Consider the following 16,801-nt stretch of genomic DNA (forward strand, 5'->3'; position numbering starts at 1 on the left):
CGTGGGACGAGTGTCACGCCGTGTCGTGCGGTGTCATGCCGGAGCCACGAGCAGCGGGCGGGCCCGCTCGCGCAGCTCCATGACCCGGGGCTCGTCCCCGTACGGCTCCAGGCGATGCAGCAGGTCCCGCACGTACTCGGTGGTCCGGGCGGAGGAGATCCGTCCGGCGACCTCCACCGCGCGCGTGCCGGCGGCGCAGGCCGCGTCCAGGTTGCCGGACTCCAGCTCGGCCACCGCCGACACGACGAGCCGCAGCCCGTGGGAGCGGACGTACTCCTCCGTGGGCTGGGACAGCGCCTGCTCGGTGAAGCGGCGCACCTGGCGGGGCAGCTTCAGGTCGCGGTAGCACTCGGCGGCGTCGGCGCAGAACCGGTCGTACGAGTAGAAGCCGAGCCAGGACGGGTCCGGGTCGCCGTCGCGGGAGCGCTCGAGCCAGCCCTCGGCCGCCTTGAGCGCGGCGGCGGCCGCCGCCCCGTCGCTCGCCTTGGCGTGCGCCCGGGCCTCGACGAGCCGGAAGAAGGACATGGTGCGTGCGGTGGCGAGGCCCCGGTTGCGTTCGAGGGCGGCCTGGGCGAGGTCGACACCCTCGTCGGCGAAGCCCCGGTAGGTCGCCTGGAGCGACATGGAGGCGAGGACGTAGCCGCCGAGGGGCACGTCGGCGGCGGCGCGGGCGAGCCGCAGCGCCTGGATGTAGTAGCGCTGGGCGGCCTCCTGCTGGCCGGTGTCGAAGGCCATCCAGCCGGCCAGGCGGGTCAGTTCGGCGGTCGCGCCGAACAGGGCGCGGCCGACCTCGTCGGAGTAGGAGCCGAGCAGCAGCGGCGCGGCGTCGACCCTTAAGCACTCGGGGACCATGGAGGAGCGCCAGTCGCCGCCGCCGTACTTGGAGTCCCAGCGGCGGGCGTCCTCGGCCGCCTCGCGCAGCTTGGCGACGTCGCTGTGCCCCACGCGCGCGTGCTCCACGGTCTCGGCGGCGGCACTCGGGGTGCTCGCGGCACTTCCGGTGCCGGCGGTGCTCGTGGCACCTGCGGGACTTGCCGAGGCCGCGGCTGCGGAGCCCGTGCTGCTTCCGGCCGCCGCGGCTGCCGCACTCGCCGCACCTGCCGTGCCTCGCCCGCTGACCGCAGGGGTCGCAGCGGTCGCGGCCGCCGTGTCCGCGCCGACCAGGTCCCCGGCGTCGGCCGTGCCTCCCGCGCGCCCCGCGCCGGCCGGGCGCGGGGCCCGCCGCTCGACCGACGGGTCGGCGGGCGTGATCAGCCAGCGTGAGGCGGGGGTCGCGTAGGCGCTGACGGAGAAGGAGCCGGCGAGCGACTGCCATATGCCGCCGCCGCCCCGCCGTCCGGCGAGATCCAGCCGGTACAGGTCGGTCGCGGAGCGGACCGCCTCTCCGACGTCGCGCGGGAAGGCGAGCCCCACTTCGGGTGCCGGGTCGGCGTCGGCGAGCCCGATCTCGTGCAGCGGTACGGGCCGGCCGAGCTTCTGGCCGATCGCGGCGGCGATCAGATGCGGGGCGGCGCCCTGCGGCACCATGCCCTTGGACACCCACCGGGCCACCGACGTCTTGTCGTAACGAAGCGTCAGTCCCCGTTGAGCTCCGAGGTCGTTGACGCGCCGGGCGAGCCCGGCATTGCTGATTCCCGCGAGGGCGAGAACCGTGCCGAGCTTTTCGTTCGGCCCGCGTTGCTCCCTGGACATGACGCCACCCCTCGACACGACACCCAGACGGCCGCCGCACGCCGGGCACAACGCCGGGCATAGGCGTGCGGCATTCGTAAGCACAGCGTAGTTCGCCGGATCCTGACCGTTAAGGGGTGGTGTTCCGTATGGCGAGATTGTTGTGGGATGGAATGAGTGGCGCCCCGCGGTCCGTCCGTCGTGCTCCTGCTGTGTGGCCGTGCGCCCGCCCGTGCGCTCTCGTCCGTGTCGAGGGGGGACGCTTCCATGAGTGCTGCGTGGGTCGGCCCACTTGGCCGAGGACCGATGTCCCGGACCGGGTGGGCTGGGGGACACCGTCGCCCCATTCCCCGCGGGCGGCGGACGGCTCCGGGAGGCGAACGCCTCCCGGGCTGCCGAGGAAACCCCGTCCCGCCGGGCAGTTGAGAATGGCCGAAAGGCAGCGGTTCGACGTGGCTTCTCAACTGGCTCATGCCAGGGGCGCATTCGCGTTGTCGCGAAGCCTCCCGTGACACCTCCTGTGCGCCGTTGTCATGGCAGCATGTCCTCCACTCGACCTTTGTGGAGGCGGCGATGCGGTGGCTGGTGGGCTGGAGCAGTGTCGCCGCGCGCTTCGGCACCTCGCACGCGGTGCCGCCCGGTTCGGCCGGTGCCGTCGGCGACCCCGCCGAGGGGCGCACGGTGCATCCGGTGGGCGCGCAACTCCTGTGGGGCGAACCGGATCCCCTGTGGGCGGTCGGTGACTGGCGGCCCGACGAGGTGCGCCTGGTCGACGTCGACGCGCAGACCCGGCTCGCCGTGCTCGGCTGCTGCGCCGCGAGCGACGAGGAGCTGCGGCGCGGTCTGCTCACCGCGCGCGGGGGCGCACTGCGGCACCTGACGGCGTGGGCGGGCAGCTACACCGCCGTCGTGAAGGTCGGCCGCCGCATCACCGTGACCGGCGATCTCGCCGGAGCCAGGCCGGTGTTCCACACCCCGTGGGCCGGCGGCACGGCCTACGGCACCGCCGCCCTGCCGCTCGCCGACCTCACCGAGGCGCAGCTCGACATCGGGCACCTGGCGGCCCTGCTCGCCTGCCCCGAGACCCCCGAGGCGCTGCGGGACTCCACGCCGTACGAGGGCGTGCGCCGGGTGCCGCCCGGGCACGCGCTGATCCTGCGCGAGGGCTCACGCGAGATCGCCGGCTACGAACCGGTGGCCTCGCTCGCCGTGGCCGCCCCCGAGGCGGACCCGCGCCAGGCCGTGGAGGCCGTCCGGGACGCGCTGGTCGAGGCCGTACGGGCCCGGCTCACCGCGCCCCGGCACGCGCCCGAGGTGCCGCTGCCCGATCCGGGGCCCGTACCCGGCATGGGACCCGCCGACCGGCGTGCGGCCCGTGGCGTCGCCCCCGCGCCCGGGATCGGTGCCGACCTGTCCGGCGGCAGCGCCTCCGGCACCCTCGCGCTCCTCGCGGCCGGACTGCCCGGCGTTCCGGGCACGATCCTCGGCCACGGCACGGGGGCCGGCGAGCGGCTGCTCGCGGTCACCTTCAACGACCTGACGGGGCCGGGCAGTCAGGAGGAACTGGCCCGGGCCCGTGAGATCGCCGCGAACCCGCGGCTGCACCACGTGGTCGTCGCGGCGGGCGAGGAGGCACTGCCGTACGCGGAGCTCGAAGGGCCGCTGACGGACGAACCCGGCCCCTCTCTGGTGACGGCCGAGCGGCACCGCAGGCGGCTCGGCGGCGGCAGCGCCGACCACTTCACCGGCTTCGGCGCCCGGCAGGTCCTGGACGCCCATCCGGCGCGCCTGGCCGACCTGCTGATGGACCGCCGGCGCCGCTCCCTGGTGCGCCCGGTGACCGCGCTCGCGAAGGCGACCGGCCCGTCGGCCGGGGCTCTCCTCGTCCCCCTCCAGGTGTACCGGGCGGCGCGACGGCTGGCCCGCACGCCGTACCGAACCGGCCTGGAGGCGGCCGCCACCCGCGTCCTGGAGGCCAACCGGGCGCCCGCCGGGAGCTACGGGCCCCTGGAGGCCTCGCTCGCCGCCCTCACCTGGTCCCGGCCGGGGCCCGCGGCACGCTGGCTCACGGGGGAGGCACTGGCCGAAGTATCGGTTCGCCTGAACCGGGCGGCGACCCTGCCGACCTCCGTCCAGCGGCCGGGCGAGGCACGCGCGCGTGCCGCCCTCGCCCGTGCGGCCGCCGACCACCGGGTCCTGGAGCAGGCCGCGGAGATCCGCAGCCAGCGCCTGCACGCCCCGTTCCTGGACAACCAGGTCGTACGGGCCTGTCGCGACCTGCCCGAATCGCTGCGGGTCCAGCCCGACGCCCGCGCGAACGTCCTGCGCGCCGTCCTCGCGGGCTCCGGCATCCACGACCTGCCGGCGGGCTGGGGCGCGCCGCACCCGGCGGTGCCGGCCGCCGCCACGCGCGCGGGGCTGCGTACGGCACTTCCCGAGCTCATGGCCCTGTTCGACGCCCCGCTCCTCGCCGACGCGGGCCTGATCGAGGCCCGAGTGGTCCGCCGCGCCCTGCGCGCCGCCGCCGACGGCGACCGCGTCCCGCTCGACGGCCTCGCCGACCTGGTCTCCACCGAACTCTGGCTGCGCCGCCTCCTCGCCCGCCGCGGCTCGTGCTGGACGGGCACGGCCGCCCCGAGACACCGCGCGGTCCCGGGCCCCCTGATCCCGACGGCCCGCTCTTTGCCGGCCTGAACGCCGGGCCCGACGAACCCGCGCCGGGCATCACCCCTGGCCGGGGGGCGGAATGGGCCCTCGGGTCCGATGCTCCCGCACCGTCCACAGCCTGGGGACAACGTGTGCCCCCCGCGCGCCCCTCTCCGGGGAAACCCCGACGGAAACCCCGAGGCGTGCGCCGTCCCCAGCCGCGACAATGATCCGGTGCGGTACCTCATCCTCGGCACCACCGAGGCCCTCGACCCCCACGGCGCCCGGCTCCCCCTCGGCGGTGCGCGGCTGCGTGCGCTGCTCGCCGCGCTCGCGCTGCGCGGCGGGCGGACGGCGGCCGTCGGCGAGCTCGTCGACGACGTGTACGGGGACGAGCCGCCGCACGACGCGAACGCGGCGCTGCAGGCGCTCGTCGGCCGGCTGCGCCGGGTCCTCGGCAAGGACGCCGTCGCCTCGACACCCGGCGGTTACCGGCTCGTCGCGGAACCCGGCGACATCGACCTGTACGCGTTCGAGCGGTTCGTCGGCGACGCCGACGCCCGCCTCGACGCCGGCGACCCCGACACCGCCGCCGCACTCCTGCGCACCGCCCTCGCGCTCTTCCGCGGGCCCGCGCTCGCCGACCTGCCCGAGCCCGCGGGCGTGCGCCCCGAGGCGCAGCGGCTCGCCGCGCTGCGCCGCCGGATCGAGGCCGACCTGCGGCGCGGTGCCACCGCCGGACTCGTCCCCGAGCTCACCGAGCTGACCGGCACGCACCCGTACGACGAGACCTTCCACGCCCAGCTGATCCGCGCCCTGCGCGCCGAGGGCCGCCCGGCCGACGCCCTCGCCGCGTACGAGAACGCCCGCCGCACCCTCGCCGACGCGCTCGGCACCGACCCCGGGCCCGAGCTCACCGCCCTGCACGGCGAACTGCTCGCCGGGGAGCGGCCCCGGGAGCCGAGGGCCGTTCCCGCGGCCGAGCCGGGGAACATCCGCCCCCGCCTCACCTCCTTCGTCGGCCGCGAGCCAGAACTGGCCGCCCTCCACGCCGACCTCGACCGCTCCCGGCTCGTCACGCTCACCGGACCCGGCGGCTCGGGAAAGACCCGGCTCGCCGAGGAAGCGGCGCTCCGGGCCGTCGGACCGGCCGCCTGGATCGCCGAACTCGCCCCGCTCGACGGCCCCGACGCCGTACCCGGCGCCGTCCTCTCCGCCCTCCGCCTCCGCGAGACCAACCTGATCACCCGCGACGGAGCGCCCCTCCAGGACGACCCCACCTCCCACCTCGTCGAACACCTCGCGCGCCGTCCGCTCCTCCTCGTCCTCGACAACTGCGAGCACGTCATCGGAGCCGCGGCCGCCCTCGCCGAGACCCTCCTCACCCACTGCCCCGGCCTGCGGATCCTCGCCACCAGCCGGGAGCCGCTCGGCGTGCCCGGCGAAGCCGTCCGGCCCGTCGAACCGCTCCCGCCGACACCCGCCCACCGGCTCTTCGCCGAACGCGCGCGGGCCGTGCGTCCCGGCTTCCGGCCCGAGGACGACCTGCCGGCCGTCGACGAGATCTGCCGCCGCCTCGACGGACTGCCCCTCGCGATCGAGCTCGCCGCCGCCCGGCTGAGGCTGCTCACCCCGCGCCAGATCGCCGACCGCCTCGACGACCGCTTCCTCCTCCTCACCTCGGGCTCCCGCACCGTCCTGCCCCGCCAGCAGACCCTGCGGGCCGTCGTCGACTGGTCCTGGGAGCTCCTGGAGCCCGAGGAGCGCGACCTGCTCCGGCAGGCCTCCGTCTTCGCCGGCGGATGGGACCTCGCCGCCGCCGAGGCCCTGAACCGGGCACCCGGCGCCCCCTCCACCGCCGACACACTCGGCGCCCTCGTGGACAAGTCCCTGGTCGTCGCCACGCCGACCGACGACGGCGAGATGCACTACCGCTTCCTGGAGACCATCCACGAGTACGCGGTGGAGCGCGCCGCCGAGACGCCCGAGCTCCTGGCCGCCGCCGAGGCCGCCCACACCGCCCACTTCACCGCCCTCGCCGAGGCCGCCGAACCCCTGCTGCGCACCGGCGAGCAGCTGCCCTGGATCGCCCGCGTCGAGCGGGACCTCGACAACATCCGCGCCGCCTTCCACCGGACCACCGTCACCGCCCCGGACGAGAGCGCCGCGCTCCGGCTCGTCTTCGCCATGGGCTGGTTCTGGTGGCTGCGCAACTACCGCCCGGAGGGCCTGGCCTGGGTCGAGCGCACCCTGCGCCTCGGCGACGACCCCGAGGACCGGGCCGATCCGCGTTTCTGGCCCCGCATGCAGCTGCGCATGCTGCACTTCTTCCTCGCCGTGGAGAGCCAGAGCATCCCGTCCCTGCGCGACGACCCGGCGACCGTCGCGCTCATCGCCCGGGTGCGGGCCGCGTTCGCCACCGACCCCGGTCCCGAGGCCGCCCGCTTCCCGGGCCTGCTGTGGCCGTTCACCGCCTACCTCACCGAGGAGCCGGCCGACGTCCGTGACCTCCTCGACCTCGCCGTCGCCAACGCCCGCCGGCACGGCGGCGAGTGGGAGACGGGCGTCTCGCTGATGTTCCGCACCCACATGGTCATCGACATGCCCGGCGGCATGCCCGGCGTCGACGACGACCTCGCCGAGCTGCGCGTGCTGTCCCGACGCGTCGGCGACCGCTGGATGCGCGCCCAGGTCGCCAGCGCCGCCGGCGAGGCCAACATGCTGCGCGGGCGGCACCAGGAGGCCCGCGAGGCGTACGAGGAGGCGCTGGGCCTGGCGCGCGAGGTCGGCGCGCACGCCGAGGCGCCCTTCCTCATCGCCCGGCTCGCCGAACTGGACTTCCGCCTCGGCGACGTGGCCGCCGCCACCAAGAGCCTGGACGAGGCGACGGCGGTCGCCGAGCGCTACCACGTGCAGGACACCACGACGTACGTCCGCTTCCTGCGGGCCGGGATCGCGCTCTACGAGGGGGACGTCGCCGCGGCCCGCGCGCACATGGAGGTGGCGGGCGCCAAGATCGCCGAGAGCACTCCGCCGCCGCACTTCCAGGCCCTCGTGACGGGGCTCGCCGCCCGTATCGAGGCCCACGAGGGCGCGGAGGCGGCGGCCGTCGCGCGGGCCGTCGAGGCCCTGGGCATGGCGCGGGACGCCCAGTGCGCCGAGTTCTTCACGGCCGCTCTCGCCGAGGGCCTCGCCACCGCGCTCTCGCTCAGCGGTGAACTCGCCTTCGCGGTCGCCGTCCTGACCGCCGTCGACGGCTGGCGCGGCGAGGTTCCGCGGGCCCGGGACGAGCTGCGCGAGACGCAGGACGTCCTGGCCCGGGCGCGCGCCGGACTGGACGCGACGGCGTACGAGGCGGCCCGCGCGGAGGGCCGCGAGCTCACGCTCGACGCCATCCTGGCCCGCGCGGAGCCGTTCACGCGCTAGGCCGTCTCTTCCGGATCTTGGCCGGGTCCGCGACGCCTATCCGGCCCTGATCCGAAAGAAACGGCCAGCCGCTGTCTCAGGAACAGCTGATCCGCGAGTCCGCCCAGTCCGCGACCGCGGCCCTGCCGAACGGTGTGTGCTCCTCGACCACCAGGCGCAGGGTGCGGCGGCCGGTGAGGCCCACGTGGACCGGGACCGGTGCGTCGCCGCGGCGCATCACCGGTGAGCGCCAGAGCTGTTCGTCGTCGCCGTAGACGGAGAAGCGGACGCCGCCCGGGCCGATCGGCGCGGTGATGTCGTCGATGCCGACGAGCGCGTCGTAGCCGGTGCACTGCCGGTTGAGGTCGATGAGCAGCGAGGACGGGGCGTGCACGCTCACGCCGTGGGCGTAGCGGGTGCCGTCCATGGTCAGGCCGGAGCGCTGCCACATCCAGCTGCTCCGGGCGAGGTTCACCTCCGGCTTGGTGCCGTCGCCGAAGATGCCGTACTGGAGCAGGCTGACCTGGTAGACGGCGGGCCCGGGCGTCGGCGTCGGGGCCGGCTTCGGCGGAGTGGGCCGGGTCGGTGGGGGAGTGACCTTCGGCTTCGGGGCCGGGGTAGGGCTCGGCGACGCGCTTCTCGTCGGCGTGGGCCTGGGCGTCGGCTCGGGGGCGGGCGCCGGCGCTGCCTTTACGGGCGGAGGCGTCGGCTTCGGCGTGGGCTTCGGGCGCGGCTTCGGCGCAGGCGGCGGGGTGTCGACGGGCGCGACCGCCGACGGCGTGGCGGCGGGCTGGGCGACCGGCTGAGGCTCGGAGCCGGTCAGCGCCCACACCAGACCGGCGGTCGCGGCGACGGCGGCGACCGCCGCGATGCCCGCCTTGGCGGGAATGCCGAGGCCCTCGGCTGCGGCGGCGGACGAGGCACCGGCCGTCGTGCCGCCGGTCGTTCCCGTGGCGGCCGCCGCGGCACCGGCCGCGCCCGCCCCGGCGACGCCGCCGGCGGCGATCCCGGCGGCCTTGAGCGAGTACCCGGCGGCGAACCAGCCGATGACGGCGACCGGCAGCAGCGCGGGGATCCCGGCGTTCACGTGCGCCAGTTCACCGGCGGCGAGCCGGCACTTGGCGCATTCGTCGAGGTGCTTGCGCAGTCCCCGCTCGGCCCGCATCCGCAGCCCGCCGCGCGCGAACGCGCCGAGCCGGTCGGCATAGCGGGCGCAGTCGCCGCCCGCGGTGAGCGACTGGCTCACATGGGCCTGCAGGTAGGCCTGCTTGAGGCCTTCGCGGGCACGGCTGGCGAGCACGGCGGTCGCGTTCGCGGTCAGACCGAACAGCGGCGCGACCTCGCTCGGGGACTCCTCCTCGACCGTGGTGTGCCACAGCACGGCCTGCCAGCGCTCGGGCAGCGAACGGAACGCCTGCATGGCGAGCGACTGCTCGGCCTCGTGCATGGCGAGGACGTCGGCGCCCAGGTCGAGGCCCGCGCCGAAGGTGGCGCTCTGGTCGGAGGACTCGGCGGCCCGGGCGGCTTCCTCGGCGAACACCGCGAAGTCCTCGACCAGATGCTCGCGCTTCTGGGTCCTGGTCCAGGTCGCGGCGACCCGGCGGACGGACGTCAGCAGATAGGCCCGGACGGCCTGCTCGGGACCCGCCCCGCCCCGTACCGCCTGAAGCGTGCGGGCGAAGACCTCGGCCGTCAGGTCGTCGGCGGTGTCCGCGTCCCGGCAGCAGCTGCGGGCGTAGCGGCGGACGGCGGCGGAGTGCCGGCGGAACAGCTCCTCGTACGCGCCGTCGTCGCCCTCCCGCATCCGCTGCACCAGCTCGGCGTCGGACGGCGGCAGATCGAGCGGCGGCGGCAGTACGGAACCGGCGTCGGCGGCGTCCACGGCGTGCTGCGACATGCGCATGCCGCCCTCGCGCTGCTGCGGCACGCCGGCCTCGCCGGCCCCGAAACCCTCGGCGACACCGGAACCCGAAGCGGAAGTCGGAGCCGAAGTCGGACCGGACTCCGGAGCCGCACCGTAAGCCGGAGCCGGAGCGGCAGGAGCGGAAGTCGGAGCCGGGGTGCCGCCCGGGCCGCCCTGGCTGGGCACCTGCCCGGGGGGCAGACCTCCGGATCCCGCGGTGCCGGCGGCGGCCGGCGTCTCGTCCCGACTGTCACCGCTCATCGCGGAAGCCCCCGTTATGCACGCTCGGACCCGAACATCGGCCTACGTCGGCCAAGCCTGCCACAGAGCGCGGGCACGCCGAACCCTCGCGTCCACTTACCACTCGTCCGGGGCGACTTCCCGTCTCCGGGCGTAACCGCTCATCCGTTCGTGTCATGCTCGACGGCCCATCCGGACCATCGAGAACCGCGCATCCCTCAGCGGCAGTGCACTACCGCGAGCGCAGCCCCTCCAGAAGGATGTCCAGGAGCCGGGCCGAGGCCGCCGCCTGCTGGGCCGCGTCCGGCAGCGCCGGCGCGGCCGTGGCTATCACGAGCAGCACGTCGGACACCGTCACGTCGGTGCGCAGCTCGCCCGCCTCCCGCGCCCGGTCCACCAGCCGGCCCACGACCTCCAGGAGCTCCGCGGCCCCCGCGTCGTCCTGCTCCGCCGCCGGCACCGCGCGCGGCGCGACCACCCGCTGCTCGGCCTGCTCCCCGTACCCCGCGGCCCCGTTGACGCCCGCCGGGACGGACGCCCGCTGCTGCGGCACCCGCGCCGCGTCGTCCGGCGCGCCGGACGGCAGCACCACCTCGTCGACGCCCACCCGCAGCACCTGCGGCGGCAGCAGACGACCGGCGCCCGAGGCGACCGAGGTGCGCAGGAACCGGGACAGCGCCGACCACGGCTCGTCCTCCTGGCCGAGAGCGGTCCGCGCCTGCTCCGTGAGCCGCGCCGTCTCCTCCTCGGCTATCCGCCGGACCAGCACGTCCTTGCTGGGGAAGCGGCGGTAGACCGTACCGACGCCGACCCGGGCGCGGCGCGCCACGTCCTCCATCGGCGCCCCGTACCCGAGCTCGCCGAACACCTCGCGCGCGGCCCGCAGCACGTGCTCCAGATTGCGCTGCGCGTCCACCCGCAGCGGCGCCGACCGTCCGTTCGCCATCGGCTGCGCCGTACGCACCTGGCCGTACGAATCCTGAACCTGCATAAGCGTTCCCCCGCTCATGATGTCTCCCCCCGGAGAATCCCCGCCCTGACACGGGAGCCCGACCGGGCCGCGCCTCTGGTCCACGCGCGGCGATCCGACACCCCGATGAAGTACGAACATAGTTGAGTCGGGGTCAATTCAGAAGGGGCAGTTCCGTACGGTGCGCCCCCCGATCGGAGCAAGGACCCGGACCCTCCCGATTCCGACCCCGCGCTCCACCCGGCACCCACACCCTGACCTGCGGACTTCCCCACGCACCCGGTCCTTTCGCCACCCCGCGCCTCCGTACCCCTCCGGTCACACAATTTGCCGGGCCTGTGGACAAACCCCGAACGGCGTTGCGTCATGGGACAGTGACCGAACCTGTGCGCATCCTCGTCGTCGGCGGCGGCTACGTCGGTATGTACACCGCGCTGCGCCTGCAGCGGCAGCTCAAGGCGGAGCTGCGCGCCCGCACGGCCGAGATCACGGTGGTCACGCCCGAGCCGTACATGACGTACCAGCCGTTCCTCCCCGAGGCCGCGGCCGGCTCCATCTCCCCGCGCCACGTCGTCGTCCCGCTCCGCCGGGTCCTCGACCGCTGCCGCATCGTCATCGGCGAGGTCCACTCCCTCGACCACGCCAAGCGGACCGCGACCCTCTCCACCCTCGCCACCGAGGAGGAGGGCACCGGGACCGTCCAGCTCGGCTACGACGAACTCGTCATCGCGCCCGGCTCCGTCTCCCGCACCCTGCCGGTCCCCGGACTCGCCGACCACGGCATCGGCTTCAAGACCGTCGAAGAGGCCATCGGCCTGCGCAACCACGTCATCGAACAGATGGACATCGCGTCCTCCACCCGCGACCCCGCCATCCGCGACGCCGCCCTCACCTTCGTCTTCGTCGGCGGCGGCTACGCGGGCGTCGAGGCCCTCGCCGAACTCGAGGACATGGCCCGCTACACCGCGCGGTACTACCACAACCTCAAGCCCGAGGACCTGCGCTGGGTCCTCGTCGAGGCCTCCGACCGGATCCTTCCCGAGGTCGGCGAGGAGATGGGCCGCTACGCCATCCGCGAGCTGCGCGGCCGCAACATCGACGTCCGCCTCGGCACCCGCCTCGACTCCTGCGAGAACCGCGTCGCCGTGCTCAGCGACGGCACCCGGCTGCCCACCCGTACCGTCGTGTGGACCGCCGGAGTCAAACCCGCTCCGCTCGTCGCTGCCACCGACCTGCCCCGCGACGAACGCGGCCGCATCGTCTGCACCGCGCGGCTCACGGTCGACGGGGTCGAACACGCCTGGGCCGCCGGCGACGCCGCCGCCGTCCCCGACCTCACCGCCGAGGAGCCCGGCACCACGTGCGCCCCCAACGCCCAGCACGCCGTCCGCCAGACCAAGGTGCTCGCCGAGAACATCGCCGCCTCCCTGCGCGGACAGCCGCTCAAGGACTACGCCCACAGCTACGCCGGCTCCGTCGCCTCCCTCGGCCTCCACAAGGGCGTCGCCCACGTCTACGGCCGCAAACTCAAGGGCTACCCGGCCTGGTTCATGCACCGCGCCTACCACCTCAGCCGGGTCCCCACGTTCAACCGCAAGGCCCGCGTCCTGGCCGAATGGACCCTGTCCGGCCTGTTCAAACGCGAGATCGTCTCCCTCGGCTCCCTGGAACACCCACGTGCCGAATTCGAACTCGCCGCCGCACCACCACCCGCTCCGAAGGACCCGTCCCCCGACAACTCCCCGGACGAGCCCGCGGGCTGACATCACTGTCAGTGCACTCGTCCACACTGGACGTGTGACCATAGGTGGGCTCACACCTGCACAGAGTGACTCTGCACGGCAACGACACCACGAGGCATACAGATCCGTGAACTTCACCCGTTGGAGCGCCCGGCTCCCCGGTACGCAGCGCCGCGCGGCGTCCCGCGGGACCGAAGGCTCCGTGCCCGCGGCCCGCGGTGAGTACGGGCCGCAGCCGGACCAGCCCGCCGACGCGGCCGGAGGGCCGGGCGGTTCCGCCGAGGGCCCCACCCTCGAGGACTTCACCGTGCGGGAGATCGTCGGCCGCCTCCCCGGCCTGGTCGCGCTCGTGTACGGCCCGGAGCACCGCATCGCGTACGTCAACGACGCGTACGCCGCCGCCTTCGGCCCCCGCCCGGCCGGGGCCACCGTCGCCGACACCTGCCCCGAGGCGGAGGAGCTCGGCCTGCTCCCGCTCCTCGACCAGGTGCTGCGCAGCGGCAAGCCCCGCACCGTGAAGTCCCGCCGCACCCAGGACGGCGGCTCCTACACCGTCACCTGCCTGCCCGTGGACAGCCCCCACCTCGCCGACGGCGGCGTCCTCGTCCACGCCGCCGACGTCACCGACCACGCCGAGGCGGCCGAACGGCTCCGCGCCAGCGAGCGCCGCCACCGCGAGACCGCCGTCACCCTCCAGCGCTCCCTGCTCCCGCAGGAGCTGGAGCAGCCCGACGACCTGCGCATCGCCGCCACCTACCAGCCCGGCGGCACCGACGCCGCCGTCGGCGGCGACTGGTACGACGTCATCACCCTCGGCGCCGGCCGCACCGCCCTCGTCATCGGCGACGTCATGGGCCGCGGCGTGCGCGCCGCCGCCGTCATGGGCCAGCTGCGCACCGCCGTCCGCGCCTACGCCCGCCTCGACCTGCCGCCGCACGAGGTGCTCCAGCTGCTCGACGGCCTCGCCGCCGAGATCGACGCCAGCCAGATCGCCACCTGTGTCTACGCGGTCCACGACCCCAACGAGGGCAAGCTCGTCTACGCCTCCGCCGGCCACCTCCCGATCCTCGTACGGGACGAGGACGGCACCGTCCGCCGCGCCGAGGACCCCACCGGGCCGCCGCTCGGCACCGGCGGCTGGCTCCACACCTCCGGCAGCATCGCCCTGCCGCCCGGCTCCACCGCCGTCCTCTACACCGACGGCCTCGTCGAGCGGCGCCGCGAGGACATCGACGAGGGCGTCAGCGCGCTGGAGCGCGCCCTCGCCGGAGCCACCGGCACCCCGCAGGTCGTCTGCGACCGGCTGCTGCGCTCCCTCGGGGTCACCGCGGAGCACGACGACGACGTCGCCGTCCTCGTCCTCCAGCACCCGTCCCGCAAGGGCGCCGACGCGGAGCTCTTCCACAACGCGGCCCTGGAGCTCCTCGGCGGTGTCGAAGCGGCGCCACGCGCGCGTGCCTTCGCCTCCGGCGTCCTCGCCAGCTGGCGCTTCCCGGTGGAGCTGCGCGACCTGGGCGTCCTCGCCACCAGCGAGCTGGTGGCGAACTCCCTCCAGCACGGCACGCCGCCCATGCGGCTGCGGCTGCGGCGCACCGACCGCCGGCTGATCATCGAGGTGACGGACGGGGACGACCATCTGCCGCGCCGCCGCCGGGCCGAAACGGAGGACGAGGCGGGTCGCGGAATCTCGATCATCGCGACGATCGCCTCGTCCTGGGGAAGCCGCCGCACTCCGGGCGGCGGCAAAGCGGTGTGGTGCGAGTTCGCCCTTCCGGACTGAGTCGCACGGATCGGGTCCGATCGCATCCGATCGGACCCATAAGAAAAGGGGCCCGTGCGGTCGGGCCCCTTCGGGGTCAGGCGGCGGCGGTCTCCTTCGCCGGCTGGTGCTGAGCCACCACCCGGGAGGGCTTCACGGCCAGCGACGGCTGGTTCTGCACCGGCGTGAGCCGCTTGCCGAGCCGGACCGCCAGGAAGGTGATGCCCAGCGAGAACAGCACGAACGTCACGATGTACGGCCCGTGCAGCGCGGCACCCATGGGCCCGCCGACCGCCGGACCCACCGCGAGGGCCAGCTGCTTCACCAGGGCGAAGGCCGAGTTGTACGTGCCGACCATCGACTCCGGCGCCAGGTCCGCCACCAGCGGCGCGACCGTCGGCGACAGCATCGCCTCACCGAGCCCGAACAGGGCGTACGTGGAGACGAACGCCGCCGTCGCCATCGCCTGGCTGCCGTGGCCCAGGCCCGCGTACCCGGCGCACAGCCACGCCACGGTCCAGATCAGACCCACGGCGGCGATGACCCGGGTCCGCCTGCGTCGCTCGACGAACTTCAGCACCAGGAACTGCGCGGCGACGATCACCGCGGTGTTCGCCGCCAGGGCGACGCCCAGCGTCGAGGGAGCGATCCCGGCGGCCTCGGTGCCGTACGCGGCGAGACCCGACTCGAACTGCCCGTAGCAGGCGAAGAACAGCACGAAGCCCAGCACGCACAGCTGCACCATCGCCTTGTGCCCGAGCAGCGCGCGCACGCCGCCACCCTTGCCGGCGGCCGGCCGCGCACCCGGGAGGACCGCCGACTCGGGCATCCGCACGGTCAGCACGATTCCCGCGAGGACCAGGAACATCGCCGACTGGATCGAGAACAGCAGCAGGAAGCTGCCGGGCCGGCTCACGTCGACCAGCTGGCCGCCGATCAGACCGCCGACACCCAGACCCAGGTTCTGCAGGAAGAACTGCCAGGCGAAGGACCGCGTGCGGGTCGCCGGCGTCGAGCACCACACGATCATCGTCGCGAGCGCCGGCTGCATCACGGCCGTACCGGCGCCCAGGAGCGCCGCGGAACCGACCGCGGCCGGCACCGAGGACGCGAGGCCCATACCGAGCGAACCGAGCGCGGCGAGCAGCGAGGCCACGAGCAGCACGGGCACGGGCCCGCGCCGGTCGATGGCGCGCCCGCTGAAGGGCAGGACCACGAGTGCGGCCATGGCGAAGACGGCCAGGACGACACCCGCGGTGCCCGCGCCCAGATGCCGCACCTGAGCGACGTACACATAGAGGTACGGCACGGTGAAGCCGAGCCCGAACGCGCTCAGCGCGCTGCCTGCCTGAATCCGGCGCATCGCGGCGCCCATCGCCTTGGTCACACTCACCCACTTCGGTCGCGGGTTCAGCGCTGTAGCCCTGAACCCTGAAGACTTCAATCCTAAAGTTCGATGCTTAACGATACACATAGAAGGACTTCAACGCCAACGAGCCGCGTGGGATACTCGCCGCATGTCCGACACCCCCGAGCCGTCCGGCCCCCAGGCCGCCCAGGAGCCGAGCCTCGACGAGCAGATCGCCGCCTACCAGCGCGAGTTCCGCGACCTCGACCCCCAGGTCGAGAAGGTGGTCTCCGCCCTGGGCCGGCTGAACCGCCGGATGAACGTGGCGTACGGCCGACAGGTCGCCGACCTCGGCATCAGCAACGCCGAGTGGGAGGTCCTGAAGACCCTGGTCCTCTCCGGCGCCCCGTACCGCCTGGGCCCCGGCGAGCTCGCCAAGCGGCTCGGCCTCACGCCGGCCGCCATGACCCACCGCATCGACCGCATGGCCGGAGAGGGCCTGGTCACGCGCGACCGCGACGAGAACAACCGGGTGCGCGTGATCGTCGAGCTGACGGACGAGGGCCGCCAGAAGTGGCTGGAGGCCATGCGCATGGCGACGGACTTCGAGGAGAAGCTCCTCCAGGACCTCTCCCCGGAGGAGCGCGGCAACCTCGGCGAGATGCTGATCCGCCTCCTCCGCCGCGTGGAGCTGACCCAGCCGGACGCGGGCGGCCGGCTGACGGACCTGGACTGACGGGCCGGCCTTGACACGCCCCTCGGGGATGCGTAGTGTTCTCCGAGTTGTCACGGAGCCGGAACGGTTCTTCGACAGCCACTCCCGCCGCAGTAGCGGCACCTCAACTCCGCACGATCTCCCTACCGGGACGAATTTCGGCATGCCGAAATTCATTTCGAAAGACTCGATTATGAGTCGCCGGGGAAATCCGCTAGAGTTTGAGACGTCGGAACGGCCCAACAGCCGGGAAGACAACCCCCTCTGACTGGGAATCAGACGCCGAAAGGATCTGATAGAGTCGGAAACGCCGGAAGGGCCCGGAGCGAAAGCGAAAGGGACCGGAAAGCACCGAGGAAATCGGATCGGAAAGATCTGATAGAGTCGGAAACGCAAGAACGA

Annotated in this window: 9 protein-coding genes; 5 read left to right on the top strand and 4 right to left on the bottom strand. The window is 74.3% G+C overall.

The annotated features are described in order from the left end of the window. Positions 1–33: 33 nt before the first annotated feature. Positions 34–1,692: a sporulation protein gene (locus tag ACFVGS_RS16435; RefSeq protein WP_384407319.1), complete on the bottom strand. Its 1,659-nt coding sequence runs from the start codon at positions 1,690–1,692 to the stop codon at positions 34–36. Between the two features lie 552 nt (positions 1,693–2,244). Here ACFVGS_RS16435 and ACFVGS_RS16440 point away from each other — a divergent pair. After that, entirely contained in the window at positions 2,245–4,365 is a 2,121-nt protein-coding gene (locus ACFVGS_RS16440) for an asparagine synthase-related protein (protein ID WP_385692805.1), read from the top strand. Between the two features lie 186 nt (positions 4,366–4,551). Then, positions 4,552–7,743, top strand: a complete 3,192-nt coding sequence (locus ACFVGS_RS16445) for an ATP-binding protein (RefSeq protein ID WP_385692806.1) — start codon at positions 4,552–4,554, stop codon at positions 7,741–7,743. A gap of 76 nt (positions 7,744–7,819) precedes the next feature. Here ACFVGS_RS16445 and ACFVGS_RS16450 read toward each other — a convergent pair whose 3' ends face one another. Beyond that, positions 7,820–9,886 (bottom strand): sigma-70 family RNA polymerase sigma factor, encoded by a 2,067-nt coding sequence (locus ACFVGS_RS16450; protein ID WP_385692807.1) that lies wholly within the window; start codon positions 9,884–9,886, stop codon positions 7,820–7,822. Positions 9,887–10,097: 211 nt separating this feature from the next. Further along, the gene (locus ACFVGS_RS16455; protein ID WP_384407311.1) at positions 10,098–10,856 is read right to left on the bottom strand and encodes a TetR/AcrR family transcriptional regulator; all 759 of its coding nucleotides are present in this window, start codon (positions 10,854–10,856) and stop codon (positions 10,098–10,100) included. A 353-nt stretch (positions 10,857–11,209) separates the two neighbouring features. Here ACFVGS_RS16455 and ACFVGS_RS16460 point away from each other — a divergent pair, with 353 nt between their 5' ends. Further along, complete coding sequence (locus ACFVGS_RS16460) at positions 11,210–12,598, top strand: NAD(P)/FAD-dependent oxidoreductase (protein ID WP_384407309.1); 1,389 nt, start codon at positions 11,210–11,212, stop codon at positions 12,596–12,598. Between the two features lie 106 nt (positions 12,599–12,704). Continuing rightward, positions 12,705–14,357: a SpoIIE family protein phosphatase gene (locus ACFVGS_RS16465; protein WP_384407307.1), complete on the top strand. Its 1,653-nt coding sequence runs from the start codon at positions 12,705–12,707 to the stop codon at positions 14,355–14,357. A 76-nt stretch (positions 14,358–14,433) separates the two neighbouring features. On the opposite strand, the gene ACFVGS_RS16470 is transcribed toward ACFVGS_RS16465, so the two are convergent. Then, positions 14,434–15,711, bottom strand: coding sequence for an MFS transporter (locus ACFVGS_RS16470; protein ID WP_385692813.1), 1,278 nt, complete (start codon positions 15,709–15,711; stop codon positions 14,434–14,436). Between the two features lie 142 nt (positions 15,712–15,853). On the opposite strand from ACFVGS_RS16470, the gene ACFVGS_RS16475 reads away from it, so the two are divergent. Continuing rightward, positions 15,854–16,420, top strand: a complete 567-nt coding sequence (locus ACFVGS_RS16475; protein WP_384407305.1) for a MarR family winged helix-turn-helix transcriptional regulator — start codon at positions 15,854–15,856, stop codon at positions 16,418–16,420. Positions 16,421–16,801: the final 381 nt, after the last annotated feature.

Source organism: Streptomyces sp. NPDC127114 (assembly GCF_042677525.1).
Taxonomy (GTDB): Bacteria; Actinomycetota; Actinomycetes; order Streptomycetales; family Streptomycetaceae; genus Streptomyces.

Bases quoted from the DNA above. Each gene is read 5' to 3' on its own strand.
- ACFVGS_RS16435 (WP_384407319.1), bottom strand. From the start codon at position 1,692: ATGTCCAGGGAGCAACGCGGGCCGAACGAAAAGCTCGGCACGGTTCTC.
- ACFVGS_RS16440 (WP_385692805.1), top strand. From the start codon at position 2,245: ATGCGGTGGCTGGTGGGCTGGAGCAGTGTCGCCGCGCGCTTCGGCACC.
- ACFVGS_RS16450 (WP_385692807.1), bottom strand. From the start codon at position 9,886: ATGAGCGGTGACAGTCGGGACGAGACGCCGGCCGCCGCCGGCACCGCG.
- ACFVGS_RS16455 (WP_384407311.1), bottom strand. From the start codon at position 10,856: ATGCAGGTTCAGGATTCGTACGGCCAGGTGCGTACGGCGCAGCCGATG.
- ACFVGS_RS16470 (WP_385692813.1), bottom strand. From the start codon at position 15,711: ATGGGCGCCGCGATGCGCCGGATTCAGGCAGGCAGCGCGCTGAGCGCG.
- ACFVGS_RS16475 (WP_384407305.1), top strand. From the start codon at position 15,854: ATGTCCGACACCCCCGAGCCGTCCGGCCCCCAGGCCGCCCAGGAGCCG.